This is a genomic window from Modicisalibacter luteus DSM 23508 (genome assembly GCF_000378505.1).
Lineage (GTDB): Bacteria > Pseudomonadota > Gammaproteobacteria > Pseudomonadales > Halomonadaceae > Modicisalibacter > Modicisalibacter luteus.
In genome coordinates this window covers 94,691-119,261 of the sequence record NZ_KB899999.1, presented here as the reverse complement: position 1 = coordinate 119,261, position 24,571 = coordinate 94,691, and the positions used below count along the sequence as shown (strand labels likewise).

General features: G+C 61.5%; 24 protein-coding genes. 11 read left to right on the top strand and 13 right to left on the bottom strand.

What is annotated here, in order from left to right; all coding sequences use genetic code 11:
* Window position 1: 1 nt before the first annotated feature.
* Window positions 2-520, bottom strand: coding sequence for a hypothetical protein (locus F568_RS0116300; protein ID WP_156817470.1), 519 nt, complete (start codon window positions 518-520; stop codon window positions 2-4).
* 187 nt (window positions 521-707) lie between these two features.
* On the opposite strand from F568_RS0116300, the gene F568_RS0116295 reads away from it, so the two are divergent.
* Window positions 708-1,496: an SDR family oxidoreductase gene (locus F568_RS0116295; protein ID WP_019019825.1), complete on the top strand. Its 789-nt coding sequence runs from the start codon at window positions 708-710 to the stop codon at window positions 1,494-1,496.
* A gap of 53 nt (window positions 1,497-1,549) precedes the next feature.
* Here the strand turns inward: F568_RS0116295 and F568_RS0116290 are convergent, their stop codons facing one another.
* Entirely contained in the window at window positions 1,550-2,848 is a 1,299-nt protein-coding gene (locus F568_RS0116290) for an L-fuconate dehydratase (RefSeq protein ID WP_019019824.1), read from the bottom strand.
* A 219-nt stretch (window positions 2,849-3,067) separates the two neighbouring features.
* Between F568_RS0116290 and F568_RS0116285 the strand changes: the two genes are divergently transcribed.
* Both F568_RS0116285 and F568_RS0116280 read left to right on the top strand, forming a co-directional pair.
* A complete protein-coding gene (locus F568_RS0116285; RefSeq protein WP_019019823.1) occupies window positions 3,068-4,597 on the top strand; it encodes a UxaA family hydrolase in 1,530 nt (509 codons plus the stop codon).
* Window positions 4,598-4,653: 56 nt separating this feature from the next.
* Window positions 4,654-5,634 carry a GntR family transcriptional regulator gene (locus F568_RS0116280; protein WP_019019822.1) on the top strand — a complete coding sequence of 327 codons (981 nt, stop codon included), beginning with the start codon at window positions 4,654-4,656 and terminating at the stop codon, window positions 5,632-5,634.
* Between the two features lie 24 nt (window positions 5,635-5,658).
* On the opposite strand, the gene F568_RS0116275 is transcribed toward F568_RS0116280, so the two are convergent.
* From F568_RS0116275 to gbd, 6 genes are all read right to left on the bottom strand, one after another.
* The gene (locus tag F568_RS0116275; RefSeq protein WP_019019821.1) at window positions 5,659-6,546 is read right to left on the bottom strand and encodes an NAD(P)-dependent oxidoreductase; all 888 of its coding nucleotides are present in this window, start codon (window positions 6,544-6,546) and stop codon (window positions 5,659-5,661) included.
* A gap of 24 nt (window positions 6,547-6,570) precedes the next feature.
* Entirely contained in the window at window positions 6,571-7,626 is a 1,056-nt protein-coding gene (locus tag F568_RS0116270; RefSeq protein WP_019019820.1) for an Ldh family oxidoreductase, read from the bottom strand.
* A complete protein-coding gene (locus F568_RS0116265; RefSeq protein ID WP_019019819.1) occupies window positions 7,623-9,137 on the bottom strand; it encodes a tripartite tricarboxylate transporter permease in 1,515 nt (504 codons plus the stop codon). The genes F568_RS0116270 and F568_RS0116265 overlap by 4 nt, the downstream gene beginning before the upstream one ends.
* Before the next feature lie 3 nt (window positions 9,138-9,140).
* Window positions 9,141-9,605, bottom strand: coding sequence for a tripartite tricarboxylate transporter TctB family protein (locus F568_RS0116260; RefSeq protein ID WP_026300599.1), 465 nt, complete (start codon window positions 9,603-9,605; stop codon window positions 9,141-9,143).
* 12 nt (window positions 9,606-9,617) lie between these two features.
* Complete coding sequence (locus tag F568_RS0116255) at window positions 9,618-10,598, bottom strand: tripartite tricarboxylate transporter substrate binding protein (RefSeq protein WP_019019817.1); 981 nt, start codon at window positions 10,596-10,598, stop codon at window positions 9,618-9,620.
* A 231-nt stretch (window positions 10,599-10,829) separates the two neighbouring features.
* Complete coding sequence (gbd, locus tag F568_RS0116250) at window positions 10,830-11,972, bottom strand: 4-hydroxybutyrate dehydrogenase (RefSeq protein WP_019019816.1); 1,143 nt, start codon at window positions 11,970-11,972, stop codon at window positions 10,830-10,832.
* A 179-nt stretch (window positions 11,973-12,151) separates the two neighbouring features.
* On the opposite strand from gbd, the gene F568_RS0116245 reads away from it, so the two are divergent.
* From F568_RS0116245 to F568_RS0116220, 6 genes are all read left to right on the top strand, one after another.
* Window positions 12,152-13,132, top strand: a complete 981-nt coding sequence (locus F568_RS0116245) for a LysR family transcriptional regulator (RefSeq protein ID WP_019019815.1) — start codon at window positions 12,152-12,154, stop codon at window positions 13,130-13,132.
* Between the two features lie 143 nt (window positions 13,133-13,275).
* The gene (locus F568_RS0116240) at window positions 13,276-13,458 is read left to right on the top strand and encodes a hypothetical protein (protein ID WP_019019814.1); all 183 of its coding nucleotides are present in this window, start codon (window positions 13,276-13,278) and stop codon (window positions 13,456-13,458) included.
* Between the two features lie 57 nt (window positions 13,459-13,515).
* A complete protein-coding gene (locus F568_RS0116235; protein ID WP_019019813.1) occupies window positions 13,516-13,707 on the top strand; it encodes a hypothetical protein in 192 nt (63 codons plus the stop codon).
* Window positions 13,708-13,843: 136 nt separating this feature from the next.
* Window positions 13,844-14,770, top strand: coding sequence for an NADP-dependent oxidoreductase (locus tag F568_RS0116230; RefSeq protein WP_019019812.1), 927 nt, complete (start codon window positions 13,844-13,846; stop codon window positions 14,768-14,770).
* Between the two features lie 15 nt (window positions 14,771-14,785).
* A complete protein-coding gene (locus F568_RS0116225; protein ID WP_019019811.1) occupies window positions 14,786-16,060 on the top strand; it encodes an SDR family oxidoreductase in 1,275 nt (424 codons plus the stop codon).
* Entirely contained in the window at window positions 16,057-16,524 is a 468-nt protein-coding gene (locus F568_RS0116220) for a DUF2269 family protein (RefSeq protein WP_019019810.1), read from the top strand. Before F568_RS0116225 ends, F568_RS0116220 begins: the two co-directional genes overlap by 4 nt.
* Window positions 16,525-16,561: 37 nt before the next feature.
* Here the strand turns inward: F568_RS0116220 and F568_RS0116215 are convergent, their stop codons facing one another.
* Complete coding sequence (locus F568_RS0116215; RefSeq protein ID WP_019019809.1) at window positions 16,562-18,955, bottom strand: FdhF/YdeP family oxidoreductase; 2,394 nt, start codon at window positions 18,953-18,955, stop codon at window positions 16,562-16,564.
* A gap of 167 nt (window positions 18,956-19,122) precedes the next feature.
* Here F568_RS0116215 and lhgD point away from each other — a divergent pair, with 167 nt between their 5' ends.
* Together lhgD and F568_RS0116205 are read left to right on the top strand one after the other, a co-directional pair.
* Window positions 19,123-20,319, top strand: coding sequence for an L-2-hydroxyglutarate dehydrogenase (gene lhgD, locus F568_RS0116210; protein WP_019019808.1), 1,197 nt, complete (start codon window positions 19,123-19,125; stop codon window positions 20,317-20,319).
* A 107-nt stretch (window positions 20,320-20,426) separates the two neighbouring features.
* Window positions 20,427-21,308 (top strand): DMT family transporter, encoded by an 882-nt coding sequence (locus F568_RS0116205; RefSeq protein ID WP_019019807.1) that lies wholly within the window; start codon window positions 20,427-20,429, stop codon window positions 21,306-21,308.
* A 78-nt stretch (window positions 21,309-21,386) separates the two neighbouring features.
* On the opposite strand, the gene F568_RS0116200 is transcribed toward F568_RS0116205, so the two are convergent.
* The 4 genes from F568_RS0116200 to F568_RS0116185 all read right to left on the bottom strand — a co-directional run bounded on the left by F568_RS0116200 (window position 21,387) and on the right by F568_RS0116185 (window position 24,402).
* A complete protein-coding gene (locus F568_RS0116200) occupies window positions 21,387-22,211 on the bottom strand; it encodes a manganese catalase family protein (protein ID WP_019019806.1) in 825 nt (274 codons plus the stop codon).
* Window positions 22,212-22,684: 473 nt separating this feature from the next.
* Entirely contained in the window at window positions 22,685-23,323 is a 639-nt protein-coding gene (locus tag F568_RS0116195; RefSeq protein ID WP_019019805.1) for a peroxiredoxin, read from the bottom strand.
* Between the two features lie 220 nt (window positions 23,324-23,543).
* Window positions 23,544-24,038, bottom strand: a complete 495-nt coding sequence (locus F568_RS0116190; RefSeq protein WP_019019804.1) for a C40 family peptidase — start codon at window positions 24,036-24,038, stop codon at window positions 23,544-23,546.
* Between the two features lie 49 nt (window positions 24,039-24,087).
* Window positions 24,088-24,402, bottom strand: a complete 315-nt coding sequence (locus F568_RS0116185) for a ribbon-helix-helix domain-containing protein (RefSeq protein WP_019019803.1) — start codon at window positions 24,400-24,402, stop codon at window positions 24,088-24,090.
* Between the last annotated feature and the right edge of the window lie 169 nt (window positions 24,403-24,571).

The following is a 24,571-nucleotide window of genomic DNA, read 5'->3' as shown; positions in this document are numbered from 1 at the left end:
CTTATTTCTGGAACGGAAGAAGGGCAAAGGTCACGACGATCAGACCCAGTGACAGCAGGATGAGGTGCAGCCCGCGGGTACGGTCATGGGCGGCCTGCTCGTTGGCCGCGAAGTACCAGCGATAAACGATGTCGTAACTGCCCGACATCATGTCCTGCATCTGCGCGGCGATGGCTTCGTCGCTCTTGTCACCCTGTTCCTTGAGTTTGTTTTCTGCCTCGACGAGCTCTTTCAAGTCGGGAGGATCGACATAGATAAAGCCTCTCTCTAAATTGATGATGAACGCCGCGCCGGAGAGCAGCAGCACGACGCTGGTGAAAAACAGCACTCCGATAGCCAGGTTGACCGGGTAATTCCAGTGTTCCAGGTGATAGTTGGTGGCCAGTGTCGACAGGTTGAAGACAGTAAAGGCCAGCGCCGAGACCGGCGTTGCGACACTACTGCGAATCTGCTCGCGACGGTCGCGCTGGGATTGGTACAGCTCCCGCATGACTTCGAAGCGTAGGCGTACTGGATCCACGGGCATCCTCCGTGTCACTCATGATTCCTTTCAGATAGAAGCAACGTAGCGCAATGGCAGGTACCTGCAAGCTATCGCCTCGAGAGCAGGCGCAGGCATTGGCCGACAATGCATCCGACAATGACCGGTGCGAGGTTTCGGGGTAGGGTCTGTATTTCTTCTCTACAACAACAGTCAGGAGCTTTCCATGGATCTAGGTATCGCCGGCCGCTGGGCCGTGATCGGGGCAGCAAGTCGTGGGCTGGGGAAGGGGTGCGCGAACGCTCTGGCGAAGGAGGGCGTGAATCTGGTACTCAACGCCCGGGGCGTCGAGGCGCTGGAAGCCACTGCTGACGAGTTACGCGCAGAGAACCCCGGCATCGAGATTCATACTGTGGCAGGAGACATCGGTACGCCCGAGGTGCGCGCCGATATTCTGGCTGCCTGCCCTCAGGTGGATATTCTGGTCAACAATAATGGCGGACCACCTCCGGGTGACTTCCGGGACTGGACGCGTGACGACTGGGTGAGTGCAGTGGACGCCAACATGATCACGCCGATTGAGCTGATCAAGGCGACCGTGGACGACATGGCATCGCGCGGCTATGGGCGGGTGATCAATATCACCTCCGGTGCGGTGAAAGCGCCTATCGACACCTTGGGGCTGTCCAATGGGGCGCGTAGCGGGCTGACGGGCTTTATCGCCGGGCTGGCTCGGCAGCCACGGCTGGCTGGCAACAATGTGACGATCAACAACCTGCTGCCAGGGCCCTTCGATACCGAGCGATTGCACAAGACGCTCGAGGCCGCTTCCAAGGCATCGGGGGAGGATGTCGAGGCGATTCGTGACCAGCGCCGCCAGGGGATCCCCGCGCAACGCTTCGGCTCTGCCGAGGAATTCGGGGCATTCTGCGCCTTCCTGTGCAGTATGCATGCCGGCTACATGACCGGGCAGAACATTCTGCTGGACGGGGGCAGCTATCCCGGCACGTTCTAGCAGCGGCATGTCGTGAATCGCGGCGCTATCACGGCGCCGCGATTCGGCAAGGTTCAGCGCCAGGCCTCTCCGTGAGGGTACTGGTGGGCTTCCAGCGAGGCGTCATGCATGGTGATGCTGTAGCCGGGCGCCTCGGGAACCAGGTAACGCCCGCGATGGATGCGCACCGGATCGACAAAGTGTTCGTGCAGGTGATCGACATACTCGAGCAGACGGCCCTCCAGCGAGGCTGACACACAGATATAGTCGAACAGGGAGATATGCTGGGTGTACTCGCAAAGGCCGACCCCGCCACCATGCGGGCAGACCGGAACGCCGAACTTGGCCGCCATCAGCACTACCAGCAGTACCTCGTTCAGCCCGCCCAGGCGTGCTGCATCGAGCTGGCAGTAGTCAATGGCGCCGGCTTGGAACAGCTGCTTGAACATGACCCGGTTATGGCAGTGCTCGCCGGTCGCCACGCCGATCGGCGCCACACGGCGGCGGATCTCGGCATGGCCGAGGATATCATCGGGACTTGTTGGCTCCTCGATCCATAATGGGGCGTATTCGGCCAGGTTTCGTACATTGGCGACGGCCTCGTCGACGTCCCAGACCTGGTTGGCATCGATCATCAGTGAGCGCTGCCAGCCGATCTCCTCGCGCAGGATCTGGGCCCGGCGACGGTCTTCATCCAGGTTCCCGCCGACCTTCTGCTTGAAGTGCTCCCAGCCTTCCGCCAGGGCGTCACGGGCCAACTGGCGCACCTTGTCCTCGCTGTAGCCCAGCCAGCCTGCCGAGGTCGTGTAGCCGGGGTAGCCCAGCTCACGCATTTCCCGCTCGCGTTCACGACGGGTGTCCACATGCCGTCGCAGCAGGGCAGTGGCTTCCTGGGGGGTGAGCACATCCGTGACGAAGCGAAAGTCGAGGCAGTTGACCAGTTCTTCAGGTGACATGTCGGCGAGCAATTTCCAGACCGGCTTGCCTTCGCGCTTGGCCCACAGATCCCATACGGCATTGATGATGGCGGCAGCGGCCAGATGAATGACTCCCTTCTCGGGACCCAGCCAGCGCAACTGGCTGTCGCCGCTGGTCAGGTCGCGCCAGAAGCGTCCCATGTTCGCAGTGATGCTATCCAGATCCTGACCGACGATGCGAGACGCCAGCGCCTCGATGGCGGCGACGCAGACGTCGTTGCCTCGGCCGATGGTGAAGGTCAGGCCATGGCCGGTGAGGCCGTCGCCGGCATCGGTGGAGAGGATGACATAGGCTGCCGAGTAATCCGGCGCGGCGTTCATGGCGTCCGAGCCGTCCAGATGGCGCGAGGTGGGAAAACGCGTATCGCGGGCTTCCAAATGGGTAATGGTGGGCATGGCGGTGCTTCCCGGGTCGTGTGGGTGGCTCAAGCGTGATGAGTGGGAACAGCCCTAGAGGCTAGTGCTACTATCGATAACCGACCAATCGATATTTTATTTGTCCGATCAGGCTAGGTTATCGGAGTAGGGAAAGAGTTTTTGTATGGTAATTGTTGAACTTTGCGTACAAAAGTCATTATATGGAGTCAGGCTTCCCTTGACCGTGACGAGGCAACCATGGAACTCATTCATCACTCGCCAGCTGTCATTCGCTTGCATGCCAATGACAATGTCGGTGTAGCTGCCCGCGCCCTGGCAGAATCCACTCCCATTGACGATGGAGGACATCTGGCCCGACAGAACGTCGATGCAGGCCATAAGGTCGCGCTGACCGACATCGCCAGCGGCGAGAATATCGTCAAGTATGGTCAGGTCATCGGCCGTGCCAGCCGCGACATTGCCCTTGGCGAGCATGTTCACACGCACAACGTGGTCATGCTGGAGCGTGAGACTTCGCTGGAGGGTTTTCGTCCGGCGTCGCCGACGCCCGTGACCGTGAGCGACAGGACCTTCAATGGTTACCATCGCGCAGATGGTCAGGTCGGCACGCGCAACTATATCGGCATTCTCTCCACCGTGAACTGCTCCGCCACCGTGGCGAAGATGGCGGCCGAGGCGCTCAATACGTCTGAAGAGATTCGCCAGCTAGGCTACGACGGGGTCGTTCCGGTGACGCACGGTTCGGGATGCGCCATGAATACCGAGTCGGAGGGGTTTGCCTTTCTGGAACGGGTCATTGCCGGTTATGCCCGCCATCCCAACTTTGCCTTCGTGCTGATCATCGGGCTCGGCTGCGAGACCAATCAGGTCAAGCAACTGGTCGAAAAATCAGGGCTATCGGACAGCTCACGCATTTTCTATTTCAATATTCAGCAGGTCGGCGGCACCCGAGCCAGCATTGGCTTGGCCCGTGACAAGATATTAGAGATGGCGCGCAGCTTTGGCGCTGCCGAGCGGAAGCCGGCACCGCTGAGTCACCTGAGCGTGGCCCTGCAATGTGGTGGGTCTGACGGTTACTCGGGCATCACGGCCAACCCCGCACTGGGCCACGCGGCCGACCTGATCGTCGGGCATGGCGGCAGCGCCATTCTCAGCGAGACGCCCGAGATCTACGGTGCCGAGCACCTGCTGCTGGATCGGGCCATTGACGAGCGAGTGGCCACCAAGTTGCTGGAGCGTATCGCCTGGTGGAAACATTACACCGAGATCAACGGCGCCGAGTTGAACAACAATCCCTCGCCCGGCAACAAGGCTGGCGGGCTGACCACCATCCTCGAGAAGTCCCTGGGGGCAGTGGCCAAGGGCGGCGCCAGCAGCCTCAACGACGTGCTGGAGTATGCCGAGCCACGTCGAGTCGCCGGCTTCAACTTCATGGACAGCCCGGGCTATGATCCGGTGTCGGTGACCGGGCAGATCGCGTCGGGCGCCAATGTGGTCTGCTTCACTACCGGGCGTGGCTCGGTATCCGGCTTCAAGCCCTCACCCTGTCTCAAGCTTGCCACCAATACGCACATGTACGAGCTGATGCAGGAAGACATGGACATCAACTGCGGCGTCATCGTCGAGGGACATGCCAGTGTCGAGGAGGTCGGTGTCGAGATCTTCGAGCGGATCATTGCCGTGGCATCCGGTGAACTGAGCGCCAGCGAATCGCTGGGCTACGGCAGCAACGAGTTCGTGCCGTGGATGGTGGGCGCTGTGACCTGACCGCCTGCCGAGTCCAGGGCACACGATAGATTGAACCGCATCCTAACGGGAGAGGCATGACCAAGACCTTGCAGGAACAGCTTTACCAGGCGTTGGCCAACAGCATCGAACGGGGGCATCTGGAGCCCGGCCTGGTATTGCTCGAGGGCAACATTGCCAAGGTGTTCGGCATGAGCCGCTCGCCGGTGCGCCAGACGCTGGGGCGGTTGCACGAGGAGGGGGCGATCAGTCGCTTCGAGGGGCGGGGCTACCTGGTAGGACGTCACCCCGGCGATATCATTCGTCGCACCCTGACGGCAGGGGACTTTCGCGTGGTGGGCGGACGGGCCGCCATTGAGCGCAAGGATGCCTGGCGCTCAATGGCGGAAACGGTGGAACGGGATGTCGTGCTGTGCTCGATGAAGGGGCGGCTCGAACTCAATGAGCTGCAATTGGCCAAGACGCTCAAGGTCAGCCGGACCGTGACGCACCGCATCCTGCTGCACCTGCAGTCACTGGGGGTCGTTGAGAAGGCCAAGTACACCAGCTGGAGCGTGGTTCCCCTCGATGAGTCACGTCTTCACCATCTTTATGAAGCGCGTCTGCAGCTTGAACCGTTCATGATCGGGCAGGCCTGTCAGGTCATGCCCGAGTCGGAGATCACGCAGTTTCTCGATCGTCTCGAGGATGCGGCGCGACAGTACCCCAACGTCCCGGGCTCCACCCTCGATGCGCTCGAGAACGACCTGCACCACGAGGCGGTTGCCCGTGGGGGTAACCCGGAAATCCTGGGGATGCTGCGCCGGACACGTCCCATTCTGCTGGTCAGCAAGCACCTGCTGGGTGCCCTGTTCGACATGCCTGCCGAAGACCCCTTCTTCGACGAGCACCGGGCCGTCTTCGAGAAGATGCTTGCCCGTCGGCCGGACCAGGCCGGGCGGGCCTTGCATTCACACTTGGCGCGCTCGGAAGGCAAGGTGCAGGCACGGCTGGCGGCGTTTCGCGAGACTGCGCAGGTCGATCTGCCTGCCTATCTGCGCTGGGATGAAAGGGACTGAGCGTCTCGTCCAGCCACGATGAGTCTACACCGGTAGCGCGTTGTGCCGACGCAACTCGCGAATCAGGCCACTGTGATCGAGATCGCCATCGCCATGCTCGACCATGGCCTGGAACAGCGCATCGACCAGGCGGGTAACCGGCAGGTCGAGATCCATCGACGCCATCAGTGCCACGGCCGTGGACGTGTCCTTGTACTGCCACTTGGCGGGACCGCCGGGCTGGAAATCGCCATCGAGCATACGCTGGCCATGCGCGCGCAGGATGGTGGAGTCGGCGAAGCCGCCGAGCAGCGCCTCGCGAACCTTGGCGGGGTCGGCCCCGCCGCGCTCGGCTAGCAGCAGGGCCTCCGCCACCGTGGCGATGGTGTTTCCCACGATCATCTGGTTGGCCAGCTTGGCCAGTTCGCCGCTGCCCGCCGGGCCCACGTGCACCGGATTGCCCAGGTGGGCCAGCACGGCGCAGACATCATCGAAGGTTGCCTTGTCGCCACCGGCCATGATCGCCAGCGTGCCGTCGATGGCGCCTTTCTCTCCACCGGAAACCGGTGCGTCCAGATAGCGGACGCCCCGCATCTGTGCCTCTGCGGCCTGACGTCTGGCGGTTTCCACCGGAATCGAGCTCATCACAATCAGGGTGCTTCCCGCTCGCATGGCATCGAGCAGGGCCGCGTCGCCGAAGAGGATGTCATCGCATACCTGGCCGGAGCTCAGCATGATGATGACCACGTCTGCATCCCGCCCTGCCTGGGCGGGCTCGTCGCACACCGAAACACCATCGGCCTCGAGCGCAGCCGCCTTGTCGCGGCTACGGTTCCAGGCCTTCACGGTATAGCCGGCACGTGCCAGCCGTACCGCCATGGGGGCGCCCATGATGCCTGTCCCGAGCAGGCCGAGAGTGGCACTGGAAGTCATGGAATTCTCCTCTAGACACCGTTGTTAACCCAGCTCGACGCTGCCCTGCAGGGACGAGTCGTTGATGGCTTTCTGCAATTCCGCGACCACATCCCCTGGCAACGGAATGCCATCGCGGAGGTAGTCGGCGCGGCGACGCAGGCCGGACTGGCCAGGAAGGCGAACCGGCTGCTGTGGATCGATCTGGCCGGCAACCAGGCAGCTTCGCACGAGGTGATCGGTTTCGTCGAGGAAGGCCTCGGTGCCACCGAAACGTGCGGGATCGATGACCATGACCATCACCGAAGCGCCCCAGCCGGTGGGGCCATCCTTGCGGCCGAAGCCGCTGAGTGCCGAGGTAAGCGCCTCGACCATCAGACCAAGCGCGAAGCCCTTGTGCCCGAATTCCATGCCTCCCAGCGGCAGAATACTGCCGCCCGGTGGCGCGAAGAAATCCTCGGGGTCGTCACTCACCGTACCCTGCGCGGTAAGAATGGCGTGGTGGTCGAGTTTCTCTCCTGCGGCGCGCGCCTTGTTGACGCTGCCGTTGGTAATGGTCGACATGCTGACATCGATCAGGATTGGCTGCTCGCGGCCGGGAATGCCGATGGCCAGCGGGTTGGGGGTGTAGACCCGCTCGGTCCCCCCGAAGGGCGCCACCGAAGCGACTGCCGGGTCCGAGGTCATGATGATCGGGACCAGGTTTTCCTCGACCAATGGCGCCAGGTAGGACGCCAGACAGGCGATATGATGCGAGCGTTTGAGACTGACGATTCCGATACCGTAGACCTTGGCGGCCTCGCGGCAGTGGTCCAGCGCGCGCTGGACCAGATAGGGGCCAAGCAGGTAGTTGCCATCGAACAACGCCGCAACCGGGCTACCCTGGTCGATGACCAGACGCTGTGGATCGCCACAGGCGTGGCCGGCCTTGAGATCGTTCAGGTAGCCGTTGGCCAGCTTCACGCCATGCGTGTGATGGCCGAGCAGATCACCTTCGACCAGGAGGCGTGCCGTCGTTTCGGCGACGTCCCGGGCTGCGCCGTTCTCTTCGAAAAGCGTGACCAGCCAGCGGTTGAGTTGGTCGGCAGGGTAGCGTGTCATGATGACCTCGGCGTGTGATTGGTATGGGGCGCCTTGTAGCGCTGATAGAGGCGCACCAGCAGCGGAGAGAGCCAGACCAGGATGACCAGAGCGCCCAACGAAGCGCTGATCGGGCGTGAGAAGAAGCTCAGCAGGTCGCCATTGGACTTGAGCATTGAACTCATGAAGCTGTTTTCCAGCGTGGTACCCAACACCAGGCCGAGAATGGCGGGAGCCATGGGAAAGTCGCAGCGCGCCAGGATGTAGGCAACGATACCGACAAGCAGCATGATCCATACATCGGTAATCGAGTTGTTGATCGAGAAGGCGCCGACGATGCAGAAGCACAGGATGATCGGCATCAGAATCTTGCGAGGTGTCAGGATGAAGACCTTGGAGGACTTGATGGCCAGGTAGCCGATCGGGAGCATGATCAGGTTGGCGACGAAGAACACCACGAACAGCGAGTACACCAGACCGCTGCCCTCCATGAAGATCGTCGGCCCGGGATTCATCCCTTTCATGTACAGCACGCCGATCACGATGGCGGTGATCGAATCGCCGGGAATGCCGAACACCAGCGCAGGTACCCAGGCCCCGCTGATGCCCGAGTTGTTGGCGGAGCTGGCATCGACGATGCCTTCGATATGTCCCGTGCCGTAGGCCGCCCTGTCCTTCGAACGGCTCTTGCCGACGGCGTAGGCGATCCAGGCCGCAATGTCCGCGCCAGCGCCGGGAAGGGCACCGATCAGCGTGCCCAGGGAGCTGCCACGCAGCATGTTGCGCCAGTACTTCTTCACATGAACGGGCACCTGCCCGAACACCTTGTCCTTGCTGAGTGATGGCGGGTTGCGGACTTCGTTACGCGAACCGTAGAAGCTCATGATCTCGTTGAGCGCGAACATGCCGATCATCACCGGGATGAAGTTGATCCCCGCCATCAGGTCAGGAATGCCGAAGGTGAAGCGCGGCGCCCCACTCATCATGTCCAGGCCCACGGTGGACAGGAGCAGGCCGATCATCAGCGAGAGGAAGGCCTTGGTCTTGGAGCCGATCGAAATGAAGATCGAACTGCTCAGCCCCAACAGGGCCAGCCAGAAGTATTCGTAAGAACTGAACTTCAGTGCGACCTCCGCCAGCGAAGGTGAGACGAAGACCAGGATAACGGTGCCGAACAGACCACCGAATACAGAGCAGACAAGATTGGTCCCCAAGGTCTCCCGGGCACGCCCCTTCTTGGCCAGCAGCGAGGACTCGCCAACGTAGGCGGCGGATGCAGGCGTGCCCGGAATATTCAGGTAGGTGCCGGGAATGTCACCGGCGAAGATGGCCATGGCCGAGGTAGTGACAATCGCCGCGATAGCCGGCGTGGGGTCCATGTAGAACGTGATCGGGACCAGCAGCGCCACGGCCATGGTCGCCGTCAACCCGGGAACGGCACCGACGAAGATGCCGAACGCCGCCGCGGCGAGAATCACCAGCAGCGTTTGGCCGTTGAAAACGAGCTGAAGCCCTTGGAGCAGTGCATCCATGAGTTAACCCCCAACGCTCAACAGCCCTTCGGGAAGGGGTATCAGCAGATAGCGTGAGAAAATGAAATAGATGATCAGGGAGGCGACCACTGAGACACCCAATGCCAGAACCACTGGTGTTCTGCGGACCAGCATCAGTACGAACATCATCGTGGCCAGGCTGATAGCTGTCCCCAGGTAGTCACTGGCCAGGATGTAGAACACGATCAGGACGCAGGGGAGCAGAGCGACGAGGATGGCCTGGTAATCGATGCTCCAGGCGATACGATCCTCACTGGCGTGCTGGCGCAGTGTCGGGACCTGGCTGACCGCGAGAACCAGGCCTCCCAGAAAAAACCCTCCCCCGATGAGGGAGGGAAACAGAGACGGGCCGTACTGCAGGCTGGGCATCGTGGGATATTGCCGGGCGACGTAGATCGTGACGATGCCTGCCACCATGAAACACAGCCCTAACAAAACGTCTTTCATGGGAAGCCCTTATTATTTTTTCAGACCGATACTTTCGATGATGCTGCCGTATTCCTGGTCCATTTCAGCCATCATCTGCGCGAAGTCTTCAGCATTACGCCATTCTGTACCGAAGCCCTGCTTGGCCATGAAGCCCTGATAGGTCTCGCTGTTGTAGGCCGCCTCCAGTGCTTTTTCGAGTTTGTCGACGATCTCCTGATCCATGCCCTTGGGGCCGGCAATGCCGCGCCATTCGCCGATCGTGTAGTCGCTGCCGATGGCTTCCTGAACGGTGGGTACATCGGGGAAACTGTCCAGACGCTCAGGTGCCATGATGCCCAGGCTCTGTACCTTGCCGGCTTCGATCATGGAGCGAGCTTCGGGCACCGAACTGGGCACGATGTCGATACCGCCTGATACGAGCTCGGTCATGGCCGGGGCGGCCCCTTGGCTGGGAATCCATGGCACCTTGTTGGGCTCGATGCCTTGATCCAGCAAGAAGCCGGCGAAGGCCAGGTGCCAGACACCGCCAAGGCCGGTACCGGAAGCGTTATAGGTGCCGGCCGGCTGTTCCTTGATGGAGCTGAGCAACTGATCCAGCGAGTCGAAGGGGGCATCTTCTGCAACCTGGACACCGGCGTAGTCAAAGTTGATCTGACCGACCGGGGTGTAGTCCTCGTAGGTGAGGTCGGTCAGCCCCAGCCAGTGCATCATATTTATTTCGCCGGTGACCAGACCGAGGGTATAGCCGTCGGGCTTGGCCGTAGCCATGGCGGTATGGCCGACGACACCGCTGCCGCCGGTGCGGTTGACGACGTTGATCGTCTGTCCGAGTTCTTCTTCCAGTGCACTGGCAATGGTACGTGCCGTGGCATCCGTTCCCCCGCCGGCGGCCCAGGGAACGATGATGGTGATTGGCTTTTCGGGATATTCGGCGAAGGCCGTGCCGGATAGTGCCAGAAGGAGGGCTGCGGCCGTGCCCTTGAGTGCGGTCTTCTTGTTGCTGGCTGTCATGGAGGCGTCCTCGTTATTGTTGAAATTAAGCGGTGCGCGTATTCACCTTAGTTTTAAATGAACATTGTGCGCAATATTCATTATAGGTAGACATTGGTCTATACCTGCGCCTGGCCGGGCACGCTTCTATCAGACCGGGTACGCAGGGTGCAGCATCCTTGCTGCATTTGTTCGGCCCGCAACGTCCTGTTGGGGCCGTCTTGCATCTGGGGAGCGCGGTGGGACAACGCGCTATCGGGCTTCGTAAACTTCCATCAACATGTTCAGGAAATCTTCCCGGGTGGCGGGCCTCGGGTTGGTTGCAGTGGAGTGATCCTCCACGGCCCACTGGGCGGCCTGGTCGAGTTGCTCATGCGTCACGCCCAGCTCGGCCAGGCTATTGGGCAAGCCCAGTTCCTGGTGCAGCGCCTCGAAGGCCGCGGCCACGTCCGCGTCCGGGGCAAGTCCCATGGCAACGCGTAGCTGAGCGTATTTCTCTTCGCAGGCAGGCGCGTTGTAGCGTAGTACGGCAGGAAGCAGCAGGGAGTTGAGCGTACCGTGGTGCAGTTTGAGCGCGTGGAAACCGCCAAGGGCATGCGATAGGGAATGCACGGCCCCCAAACCCTTCTGAAAGGCGAGTGCGCCTTCCACGGCTGCCATCATCATCTCGCTGCGTGCCTGAAGGTCGTCGCCATGGCGATAAGCTGTGCGAAGATTGCCCATGGCGCGACGCAGTCCATCCAGAGCGATGGCCTCGGCAGGCGGGTTGATGCGTGGGCTGAGGTAGGTCTCCACGCAGTGCGCGATCGCGTCCATACCGGTGGCGGCAGTCAGCCAGGCGGGAAGTGACAGGGTCATGAGCGGGTCGCAGATGGCGACCGAAGGAATCAGGTGTGGTGAAATGAACCCCAGCTTGCGCTGGTCACGCATGGAAATCAGCGCTCCACGGCCTACCTCGCTCCCTGTGCCCGCTGTGGTGGGAATGGCAATGAGTGGCAACGTGGCGGCAGTGATGCGTGACGCGCCGCCCTCGATCAAGGCGTACTGACGTAATGGGGCGGAATGGGTGGCCAGCAGCGACACCCCTTTCGCCAGGTCGATGCTCGACCCACCGCCTACCGCCACGATGCCATCGCAGCCATGCTGCTCATACAGTGCCAAGGCCGCTTCCACTGCAACTTCGGTCGGATTGGGCGGAGTCTCGTCATAGACAGGCCGTTGGCCGGAGCCGGGAATGGCTCGTTCGACCCGCTCGATGAGCCCGCTTTGCACGAGGCCCTTGTCGGTGACGAGCAGTGGGGCGGTAACGCCCAGTTGGGCGAGCTCCTCGGCAAGGCTATCTAGGGCCCCTTCACCGAACACGATCTTGGTCAGGTAATTGATTACGGCTGGCATGTATCGCTCCGTCACCCGATCTGCGGGCATTGTTCTTTGTTCTTCGGGCTCCCCAACGGACCTGGAGGAGCCTGTCCAGCTCAAGGCTATGGCGACAATGCAATTACAATCCAATCGAAGTTTGTGTCATTGTGATTCCCTTGAGTTATCGATGCCCTGTCCCGCCTCCGGAACCCATCATGGATAAGCTTTCCACGTTACACCTATGCGGCTGGCTGCGGTTCAAGCACTTGATGCTGCTTACCTACCTGGCCGAAAGCCGCAACATGCATGTTGCGGCTCGCGCCATGTACCTTAGCCAGCCAGCGGCCAGCAAGATGCTCAAGGATCTTGAGGATTATTTCGGCTTCGCTTTGTTCGAGCGGCTACCTCGCGCCATGCATCCGACCGAACTGGGCGAACAGGTCATTCGGCACGCTCGAATCCTGCTCAACGACGCCGAACGCCTGGTCGACGACATCAATGACCTAAGAGAAGGTGGGTACGGTCATCTGCTGGTTGGTGCGATCGCGGCGGCTGCGCCGGAGATCCTGCCGGCCGCTATCGCCTGTCTGAAACGGCGCCGGCCCCGGCTATCGGTCAGCCTGCAGGAACAGACCAGCGATCGGCTGTTGCTGGACCTGGAGCACAAGCGTCTCGACCTGGTCATCGGGCGGCTGACCCATGTCAGCCAGCACAACCTATTCGATTTCGAGCCGCTACTGGACGAGCCGTTACGGGTCGTGGTTCGCCGGGACCATCCCTTGGTTGTGCAGGGCAAGGTGCCGGGGCTGGCCGAACTCAGCCGCTGGCCCTGGGTGTTGCACCCCTTGAGCAGTCCCATGCGGGGCGTTTTCGAGGCGGCCCTGGCCGAGGAAGGTGTCCCTACGCCAGCCAATATCATCGAGACGACGTCCATCCAGGCGACCCTGCAACTGCTCCAGACTTCGGATTCGCTGGCGGTTCTGCCTCGTTCGGTACTACGACGCCCGTTGGAGGGTGGGCAATATGTCATCCTGAATCGCGTCATCGGCAAGCCATTGGACTACTACGGTATCGTCAGCCGACGCGGCGAGGTGCTTCCATCAGCGGCTCAGGAACTCATTGGCTATCTTCGTGAAGAGGCGCGAAAGGACCATTACCCAAGCAGGGGTGAAGAAGCCGTCGCAAGCGTTTTGTGACGTTTTTGTCACAAAAAAGCGACACATGCGTTTCGTAAACGCGCTACCCTTCGTGAGGCTTTTGCCTGCAGATATCGATTGCGTTGCTTAGCGCTCAACAGTCAACGCCAGGAAGGCGACACGTTACGTCTCAAGGATGACTCATGCCTCTCTATGTCGTACGCCACTCCGAAGCGAACCATGATGCTGACTCGCCATTGCCCGAGTGGCTGGTAGTGGATAGCCGTTACGATGACGATCCCAAGGATGAGTGGATAGTGACACGGCACAGTTTTCCCGAAGAGGCCGAAGCGGAAGCCGAAAAACTCAACACGGAAGAGGGCTGATTCAAGGATCGCGGCACGGCGCCGATACTTGAGTCAAGACGCCACGGGAGTTCATGTATGCCCAAGTCTATCTATCGCGTCCGGGCGGTTCGCCATCCGGGGGCACCTGAAGGCCAGTATTACGAAGTCTACAATCAGCGCACCGGTAAAGCGGCGGGTGCGTATGCCTCCTTTCTTGAAGCCAGCGATGAAGTCCTGCTGCGCAATCGCCTTCAACGCCGGCCGTCCCAGACAACGGCTCTCGCCTAAGCCTCCCTGATACGGGGCCTCGGCCTACCCAAGGCTTCGGCATGGGAAGCGCCGGGCCATGTCTCGTTAGCCAACTACACTGGTGTCACGCACCGGGCATTCCGCCCGGTAGCGCCGTGTCCATGAAGGAGACGTCATGAAGGCAATCACCTATAACCGCTACGGTGAGCCCGGTGACATTCTCGAGCTGACCGAGCAGCCCATGCCCAAGGTACCGCCGGGCGAAGTGTGCATTCGCGTGCGCAGCGTGGCGGTCAATCCGGTCGACTGGAAGATTATGGGCGGGCACCTCGACGGGGTCATGCCGACCTTCTTTCCCGTGATTCCCGGCTGGGACGTGGCTGGTGTCGTCGAGTCGGTGGGCTTTGATACGCCACAGTTTCAGCCAGGTGACGAAGTCATCGCCTATGCACGCAAGGATTTCGTGCAAGGCGGCACGTTCGCCGAGTTCACGTCCGTACCGGCCCGCGCCGTGGCGCGCAAGCCGACCACGCTCGATTGGGACCAGGCCGCGGGGCTGCCGTTAGCCGGACTCACTGCCTACCAGCTGCTGACACGCCTTGAGGCGTCGCCGGACGACACCGTGCTGGTACATGCCGCCGCGGGCGGTGTGGGTAGCTTTGCGGTGCAGATCGCCCGCAGCCAGGGGGCACGGGTCATTGGTACGGCCTCAGAGAGCAACCACGACTACCTGCGCAGCCTGGGCGCCGAGCCGGTGACCTACGGTGATGGCCTGACCGAGCGTGTCCGCGAACTGGCTCCCGACGGAGTCGATCTGGTGGTGGATTTCGTCGGTGGCGTACTCGATGTGACCCGGGCCGTGCTGCGAGAGGGCGGGCGTCATGGCTCCATCGTCGACCCGGCCGTGACCGACGCAGGTGGTCTGTGGGCCTGGGTGTATCCCGATGCTGCTGACTTGCAGGCGCTCGCTGATGCAGTCGACCAGGGGCGGGTGACTGTCAATGTGGCCGAATCCTTCCCGCTGGAGCGGGCAGCCGATGCTTTCCAGCGGAACCAGAGCGGCCACGTGCGCGGCAAGATCGTGGTTCGCGTCAGTCGCTGACGGCACATTTCGTTAATGCGTATCCTGCTTGTCGGCGGCAACGGCTTCATCGGCCGGCATCTGATGACGGCGCTGCTGGCCGAGGGACACCGGATCGTGGCTACCTCGCGCAGAGGGCAAGGCCCCGAGCTGCCCGGCGTGACTTGGCAGTCACTGGATCTGGGGCGGCTGGGGCGCGATGGACACGCCTTCGACTGGCCGGCAGGCACCGCATTGGTCATCAATGCCGCCGGTCTGCTGACCAGCGATGCGGGGGAACTCGGGGCGGTACAGGACCGCGGTAGTAGGGCTCTGTTCGATCTGGCCGCCAGCCATGACGCACAGATACTGCAGTTCTCGGCGCTGGGAGCGGGTGAGCATTCTGAGGTGCCGTTCCTGGCCAGCAAGGCGGCGGCCGATGATTATCTGCTCGGTCTGAACGCGTCCTGTGTAGTGCTTCGTCCGTCGATGGTGATTGGCCGTGGCGGGGGCAGTAGCGGCTGGCTGACCCAGCTTTCCCCCTTGCCCTTGATTCCGCTGCTCGATACCCGGGCTCGGGTGCAGCCACTGCATATCGACGATCTGGTGGCCGCCGTGCTGGCCCTGCTGCGCCAATGGCCGTCTCGCCCGACTGTGCTTCCGCTGGTTGGCCCCCAGCCAATGACACTCCCGCAGATCATCGATACGTTGCGCGCGGTACAGGGCTGGACACCGGCGCGTTACGTACAGGTACCTCGACGCCTGGCCGCCACCGGGGCGAGGCTGGGCGATCGCCTGGACTGGCGCGCTCTGAACACCCAAACCTTACGTCTGGCGGGGCATGACAACCTCGCCTCGCCGGAGCCCTTGGCCGAAGCCAGCGGTTTTCGCGCGGCCCCCTTGCAGGCGCGCTTGCATGACTGGCCGACACGGGGCGAGAGCGTCACGGCGACGTTGCGCCCCGTGATGCTGGCCGTGCTCGTCGCTATCTGGCTGGGGACTGCGCTGGTGTGTCTCGGGCCCGGTTATGACTGGGGGCTGCGTATCATGGCGCAAGCGGGTGCCGAGGGCTGGTTGGCAGCCGCCGCAGTGGTGGGCGGGGCGATCCTTGATGCCGTTCTGGGGCTCGGCCTGTTGTGGCGACGCTGGCGTCGCCTTGCACTGCGAGCGCAGATCGGGCTGATGCTCGCCTACATGGTCATCATTACCATGCTGGTGCCGCTGTACTGGTCCGATCCGTTTGCCGCCGTGGGCAAGAACGCCGTTTTGATCGTCGCCACCTTGTGGTTGCTGTGGACCGAACCTGGGCGCAAGGAGGCGCCGCCCAAATGAGTATCTATGTCCTGCTGAAGACCCTGCACATTCTTTCCTCGACCTTGCTGTTCGGGACCGGACTGGGCTCGGCCTACTATTCCCTGCGCGCGTGGCGAGGGGGCAACCTCGAAGTAATGGCTGCGACCTTTCGCTATCTGGTGACTGCCGACTGGCTGTTCATTGCCACCACGGCCGTCATTCAGCCTCTCAGCGGTCTGGCCATGGCACACATGGTTGGCTGGCCGCTGACTCAGACGTGGCTGATGTGGAGCCTGGGGTTGTATGTCCTTGCGGGGGCCTGTTGGCTACCGGTCGTCTGGCTGCAGATCCAGGTGCGTGATCTGTGCGCCGAGGCGCTGCGTGAAGGCAAGCCGATACCGCCGCTGGTGGAGCGCTACATGCGTATCTGGTTCGTGCTGGGCTGGCCGGCGTTTGCAGCGTTTATCGTGATCTTCTACCTGATGGTGGCCAAGCCCGCGTAAGCGATCAAGGCGCGCCCTGCAGGCGCGCGACTTGGGGCTAGACGATTCGAGCGGATCGCTGAAGGCGCACGGCGACGGCCTTGCTTGCCGGGGTGCCGGTGTTGGCTCCGGCGCTTTCCAGCGGTACCAGGGCGTTGGTCTCCGGATAGTAGGCGGCACAGCAGCCCTGCGGAGTGTCGTAGGCGACCAGGCGAAAGGCCGGGGCGCGTCGCGGCTCACCCTGGTAATCCAGACCGACAAGATCGACCCAGTCGCCGTCGGCGAAGCCCAGGCGTGCGAGGTCCAGTGGGTTGACGAACAGCACCCGACGCTGGCCCTTCACGCCGCGGTAACGGTCGTTGTAACCATAGATGGTCGTGTTGTACTGGTCGTGGCTGCGCAGGCTTTGCAGGGTCAGCCAGCCATCGTTGCGACGCACGTCCAGTTGCTGGTGGAGTACCGCCTCGGGTAGCGGCGCGGCGGAGAACTCGGCCTTGCCGGTCGGCGTGACGAAGCGCCGCTCGCTGGCGGCATTGGTCAACCAGAAGCCGCGTGGGCGATGCAGGCGCGCATTGAAGTTGGCGAAGCCGGGAATCACCGCCTCGATCTCGTCGCGGATGCGATCGTAGTCGGCGACTAATGCCTGCCAGTCGACCACCTTGGGGTCGATACCACGATTGGGCAGCACCCGGGCCAGGGTAGCCTCGGCGATCTCCGCGACGATTGCCGGTTCGGAGCGCAGGTGCTTGGAGGCCGGCTCCACGCGACCCGCACTGCCATGCACCATCGACATCGAATCCTCGACGCTGATCACTTGAGGTAGCTTCTGCGGCCCCTGTCGGTCGATCTCGCTTCGGCCCAGGCAGGGCAGGATCAACGCTTCTTCGCCGACCACCAGGTGACTGCGGTTGAGCTTGGTGCTGATCTGCACGTTGAGACGGGCACGGCGCATGGCCGACTCGGTGCGCATGCTGTCCGGCGTGGCGCGGGTGAAGTTGCCGCCCAGGGCGATGAATACTTCGGCCTGGTCGGCCTCCAGGGCATGCAGGGCATTCACCGTGTTATGGCCGGGCCGGCGCGGCATGGGCACGCCGTAGCGCGCTTCCAGCGCGTCGATCAACCAGGCCGGGGCCTTTTCGTCGATGCCCATGGTGCGATCGCCCTGCACGTTGGAGTGGCCTCGCACCGGACAGGCTCCGGCGCCGGGCCGGCCCATGTGGCCGCCGAGCAGCAGCAGGTTGACGATCTCGCGCACACTGTCCACGGCGTGCAGATGCTGGGTGATGCCCATCGCCCAGGTAGCGATGATGCGCTCGGCGCCGGCGTATATCTCAGCGGCGGCTTCCATCTCGACGCGTGACAGGCCCGACTGAGCCTCTAGGGCCGCCCAGGATGTGGCTTCGACGTTGGCACGCCAGGCATCGAGGCCTTGGGTATAGGACTCGATGAACTCCCGGTCTGGAGTGAAGCGGCCCGAGGCTTCCATGGCAAACAGCGCCTTGGCGATGCCGCGTACCGCCGCCATGTCGCCGCCCATCTTGGGCTGGAAGTAACGCGAGGAGATCGTCTGGCTTCCGCCGGTGAGCATCTCGCGCTTGTCCTGAGGATCGGCGAAGCGCTCCAGGCCACGCTCCTTCAGCGGATTGAAGGTGACGATCGCTGCGCCACGCTTGGCGGCCCGGGCCAGGTCGCCAAGCATGCGTGGGTGATTGGTGCCGGGATTCTGGCCGAACACGAAGATCGCATCGGCCTGCTCGAAGTCCTCCAGGCGCACCGTGCCCTTGCCGACCCCCAGGCTGGCCTGCATGCCTACGCCGCTGGCCTCATGGCACATGTTCGAACAGTCCGGGAAATTGTTGGTGCCGTAGAGGCGTACAAACAGCTGGTAGAGGTATGCCGCCTCGTTGCTGGCCCGCCCGGAGGTGTAGAACAGGGCGCGGTTGGGATCATCCAGCGCCGCCAGACGTTCGCCGATCATCGTGTATGCTTCGTCCCAGCCGATCGGCACATAGCGGTCCTGAGCGGCATCGTAGCGCATCGGTTCAGTGAGCCGGCCCTGATCTTCAAGGCGGTAATCATCCCAGGCAAGTAGCTCGCTGACGGTGTGACGGGCGAAGAAATCGCGTGTCACCCGCTTGGCGGTGGTCTCCCAGGCTACCGCCTTGGCGCCGTTCTCGCAGAACGCGAATGATGACTCGGCATTGGCGTCGCCCCACGCGCAGCCCGGGCAGTCGAAACCGTGCGGCTGGTTAGTGGCGAGCAGCGAGCGCATGCCCTTGAGCGGTGCGCGGTTGTGCGCGACGTGCCGTCTGACGCTATTCAGCGCCCCCCAGCCTCCGGCCGGGCCGGGATAGGAGGCCACGCTTGGAGCACGGGTACGATCGGGATCGGCGATAGGCACATCGACGCCAGAAGCATCGGTCGCATTGGCAGCGGAATCCCGCAAAGACATGGCGAACTCCAGGACGGTGAAAAACGATTGAGGCGCCACAATACCCATTATCGACAAATGGCCAAAAAGCCGAATGTCTTGCATTAGGGTAAGCTGGGGGACCGAGAGGCGTCGCGCCCAGGTATGGCCGGCGCAATTTTGACACAATAATCCATCGAGGCGCGCACGTGTACGACTTCATCATTATCGGTGGCGGCATCCTCGGCATGTCTACCGCCATGCAGCTCATCCGGGCCTATCCAGACAAAAAGATGCTGCTGGTCGAGAAGGAAGACGGCCCGGCCCGTCACCAGACTGGCCACAACAGCGGTGTAATACACGCCGGGGTCTACTATACGCCGGGCAGCCTCAAGGCGCGCTTCTGCCTGGAAGGCAATCGCGCCACCAAGGCGTTCTGCGACGAGCACGGCATTGCCTACGATGAATGTGGAAAACTGCTGGTAGCCACCAACGATCTCGAACTGCAGCGCATGCAGGCGTTATGGGAGCGCACTGAGGCCAACGGCCTGGAGCGCTTCTGGCTTAGCCGCAACGAATTGCACGAGCGCGAGCCCAATATCGTCGGCGTGGGCGGTATCTTCGTGCCATCCAGCGGCATCGTCAGCTACGCTGAGGTCGCTGCCGCCATGGGCCGCGAGTTCGAGGCCGCCGGCGGCGAGATCCGCTATGCCACCTCGGTAACCGGGCTGGAGGAACGCAGCGGCGAAGTCGTGGTATCGACCGGCCGGGGCGAGTTCACTACCCGTCATCTGGTGTCCTGTTCGGGGCTGATGGCCGATCGCGTGGTGCGCATGCTGGGTATCGAGCCCGACTTTACCATCTGCCCGTTCCGTGGCGAGTACTACCGGCTACCACCCGAGCATAACCGCATCGTCAACCACCTGATCTATCCGATTCCCGACCCGTCGATGCCGTTTCTCGGCGTGCACCTGACACGCATGATCGATGGCAGCGTCACGGTCGGCCCCAACGCGGTGCTGGCCTGGAAGCGCGAGGGTTACCAGAAGACCGACATTTCCTTCTCTGACAGTCTGGCTATGCTCCGTCACTCGGGCATTCGCAAGGTGCTCAAGGCCAACTTGCGCCCCGGGCTGATCGAGCTGAAGAACTCGCTGTACAAGAAGGGTTATCTGGAGGAGGTGCGCAAGTACTGCCCGAGCCTGACGCTGGACGATCTCGAGCCCTACCCGGCCGGGGTACGCGCCCAGGCGGTGTCCAACGACGGCAAACTGGTCGACGACTTCCTGTTCGTGAATACCCGGCGCACGGTCAACGTGTGCAATGCGCCGTCACCGGCGGCGACCTCGGCGATTCCCATCGGTGCGCATATCGTCGAGCAGGTAAAGGCACAGGTCGAGAACTGATCCGAGCACGGCGACTTACGCACCAGAGCGGTGCAAATCGGTTATGCTGGCGCAGGCAGCTTTGTTATGAAACCTAGCCACTGCCACACCCGCTCACGGAGGAGTCCATGTCATCGTCATTGGTCGGCATTGCCTACATGTGTCTCGGTGTCCTGTGCCTGGCACTGGGCGATGCCGTGGCCAAATGGCTGGGGCAGAGCTTTGCGCCGGTACAGATCATCTTCTTTCGTACGTTGGTCTCACTGCCGCTGATCGCGTTGATCGCGAGCCTCAATGGCGGCCTGCGCACCTTGGCGACACACCGGCCCAAGGTGCACCTGCTGCGCGGTTTGATCGCGACCGGCACCATGTACTGTTTCGTGATTGGGTTGACGCTGTTGCCTCTGGCGACGGCAACGGCGATCGCTTTCGCCGCGCCGTTGTTCGTGACGCTGCTGTCGGCGCCGATGCTCAACGAGCGCGTTGAACGTCTGCCTTTCATAGCCTCGCTGATCGGCTTCGCCGGGGTGCTGGTTGTGGTAAGGCCTGGGGCAGAGGGCTTTCAACTCGGCGGGCTGATAGTGGTGGGCGCTGCCGTGTGCTACGCGTTGCTGATGATTACGGCGCGGCGTTACGGGGCTCGTGAAAATCTCTGGGCAATGGTCTTCTATGTCACGCTGGTACCGTGGTTGGTCAGTACCGCCCTGCTGCCGTTCTTCTGGCTGTCTCCGCAACCGGTGCACTGGTTTGGCTTTGTGGGAGCAGGCATTCTGGGGGTAGGGGCGATGACCTGTATTACCTTGGCCTTTCGCCATGCACCAGCCTCGCTGGCGGCACCTTTCGATTATACGGCCATGATCTGGGCCGTCATTCTGGGCTGGTGGTTCTGGGGCGAAATGCCCGACCTGTGGGTCTATGTCGGTAGCGGCGTGATTATCGCCAGCGGGGTGGCCATCGCCATCCATGAGCGTCAGGTGGCGATCAAGGCGCGACCGACTACCTCAGCATGATAAACCGAAGCACGGTGACGACACGAAAAAGCCCCGGTTTGAAACCGGGGCTTATCGTTAGTGCGACTCGCGGCAGACTTACATCTGCTCCTTCTGAGCACCGGACTTCTTGCGCGCCCGGCCCAGCTTGGGCTCTTCGCCGAGCGGCTCGGGCTGCTGCTTGACCGAATACTCGCCACGGCCATCCAGCGACGGTCCGCTGGACCAACGGCCTTCGGGAGCTTCCTTGTCCATCAGCGTGTTGAGGTAATAGTAGGAGTGTTCCATGGCCTCGTGGTCCTCCGGTGTGGAGTTGGGGACCGGCAGTGCCGCCTTCATGCCACCCATCTCCTCGATCACGGCCAGCCACTGCTCCTGGTGATAGGTATCGCGAGCGATGAGGAAGGACAGCATATCCTTCATGCCCTTGTCATCCGTCCAGTTGTAGAGACGTGACGCCAAGGTACGGCCGCTGGCTTCAGCCGTCACGTTGGCGAGCATATCCGCACCGACGTTGCCTGTGGCATAGATATGGCTCATGTCGAACGGGACACCATTGGCGTTGACCGGCATGGCTGACAGGCCAGAAGACAGCAGGTGGCGGGGGTTGGCGCCGCCCAGGATGGCGTTAACGATCGGATCCTTGGCCGACTCTTCCTGCACTGACAGAGGCGCACCTTCCAGGTTAAGCGCAACGGCATGCGCCAAGATCTCGATGTGCGACAACTCCTCGGTTGCGGTCGAGAGCAGCATGTCGCGGATGCGATCATCTCCGCGTGCCCCCATGGCCTGGAAGAAGTACTGCATGGCGACACGAATCTCACCTTCAACACCGCCGATAGCTTGCTGCAGCAGCATGGCGAACTGGGGATCCGGCTTGTCGACTTTGACGCGATATTGCAGTTTTGCGGAATGGTGGAACATAACGTAATCCTTTACGGTTGAATTTTACTGATAACAGTATGTTTTCAGTAAGGATATCCACTCCTACCTCGCCAACACGGAAGTCTGCGAGTCATTATTATGGGATTCACAATAGAAGCTATTTGAGAAAGTTTCCAAACAGCACAGGATTAACTTTTTCAATTTTTATTTTCTGCACGTAAGTACTATTTGGCGGCGGGTTTATTTCTGGATGTTTTGTTAGGTTTTGAAGAGTTAATTTAAGTAACTTTATTGCACCATCGACGAAGCATGTTCGTGGTCGCGCTGCTTATCGGTTATGGGGATGCTCGATAAGCGCAAGAAGGGGCGTGCAGGGTAAACAGGACGCACTATAAAAGGGCCAGATAAGGTCAGCGTGGTTACTAATGATCAATAAATCGCCTCGCACAAAGGCGAGGCGATACTTGGTGATCATTGTCTTGGCCGGCCTGGCCGAGACGATGTACCGAGGGTCAGGTCTTGTTCGGCTGCTTGACCATGCGCAGATAAGGCTTCTTCTCTTCCCATCCCTGCGGGAACATTTCGGCGGCCTGCTCGTTGCTGACGGACGGGACGATGATGCAATCCCCACCATCCGTCCAGTTGACCGGTGTGGCTACCTTGTAGTCATCGGTCAGTTGCAGGCTGTCGATGACACGCAAAATCTCGGGGAAGTTGCGCCCGGTGCTGGCCGGGTAGGTGATGGTCAGGCGAATTTTCTTGTTGGGATCGATAATGAATACCGAACGCACTGTCAGCGAGTCGCTGGCATTGGGATGGATCATGTCGTAAAGATCGCTGACCTTGCGATCGGAATCCGCCAGCAATGGAAAATTGAGTCCGTGTCCCTGGGTCTCCTGAATATCACCGGCCCAGGCGACATGCTCATCGACTGGATCGACCGACAGGCCAATCGCCTTGACGTTGCGCTTGTCGAATTCCGGCTTGAGGCGTGAGACCTCGCCCAGTTCGGTGGTGCAAACGGGGGTAAAGTCCTTGGGATGCGAGAACAGGATCACCCAGCTATCCCCGGCCCATTCATGAAAGTTGATCGGGCCTTCGGTGCTTTCCTGGGTGAAGTCCGGGGCGATATCGCCGAGTCGCAGAGACATGGTTCACTCCTTATAACGTATGGACGCTGATGAGCAGCGTTTTCATAACCTCTTGATCATGCACCCCAACGATGGGAAAGGGAAATAACGCCTATGGCTAAGAAAATGCTTGCGCGCTATTTCACCGACAGACTCAGAGGGTGACACTCATAGGGCCCTCTAGGGGTGGCCCATGGCATGTCAGGGTAGAACATGTCTGTTGCATTGGTGTGGACGACACTCATGGTGCGGGTCCGGCAGCCCCCAGGAAACGATTCCGCCAGTAGTCGATATCCAGCGATGTCATGGTCACTTCGCGCCCTTCACCGGGAGCATGAATCATCTGTTGTTGGCCGAGATAGATACCGACATGTGTGGCGGTGCTGCCCGAGCCAAAGAACAGCAGATCGCCGGGTCGCGCCAGTTCCCGGCTCGGCAAGCGAGAGAACTGCTGGTCTGCCGTTCGGGGTACAGCAATACCGGCCGCGCCATAGGCCATCTGCACGAGACCCGAGCAGTCCACACCGTTGCTATCGGCGCCTCCGTAACGGTAAGGCGTTCCCAGGGCCTGACGGGCATTGGCGAGAATCATGGCGCGCTCGATGGAAAGTGCCTGGCCAGGGGGCATTGTCGGCGAAATGGCCTGCTCCATACGGGGGCCACCGGCACAACCGGCCAGAAACATCATCAGGACCAGCGGGATCAGGGTATAGCGTCGGTTGGGGACGTTCAGCATTCTGCCACGGTTCTCATGGTAAACAGCCTTACGGTGCGGTCGGGGCAGCTCAGGCCCGACGACGTGACGCTCCCGTAGAGGCATCCTGTACAGGTGCCGGCGCGGCACGCAAATGTAGATGTACGGCGCATGCCACGCGCAGCATTGATGCCAGGTTGGGCACCTCGCCCTTGTCGGCAATGACCTCGCTATAGAGCTTGCTGATGAAGCGACCAGCGGACATGCCCTGCTCAGCGGCCAGGCAGTCGAGAATTTCCCAGAACTCATTCTCCAGCCGGACGCTGGTCACGCTGCCCTGCAGGCGTACCGAGCGTGTGGTGCTCTCGTAGCGCTGCGGATCGGTCGAGGCATAGACATGGCACATGGCATGGTTCCGTTAATGATGTTGTTCATTACCAACCTAGCCTCCCTGGCGGAGAGGGGCCATCCGACTTGTGTCTGGCAAGGCCCCGGCCTGCTTAGACCTTAGGCTATGTAGTAACCCGCTAATACCCGCCTGTCCCGATTGACGCCTATTCTCGAAGAAGATGCCA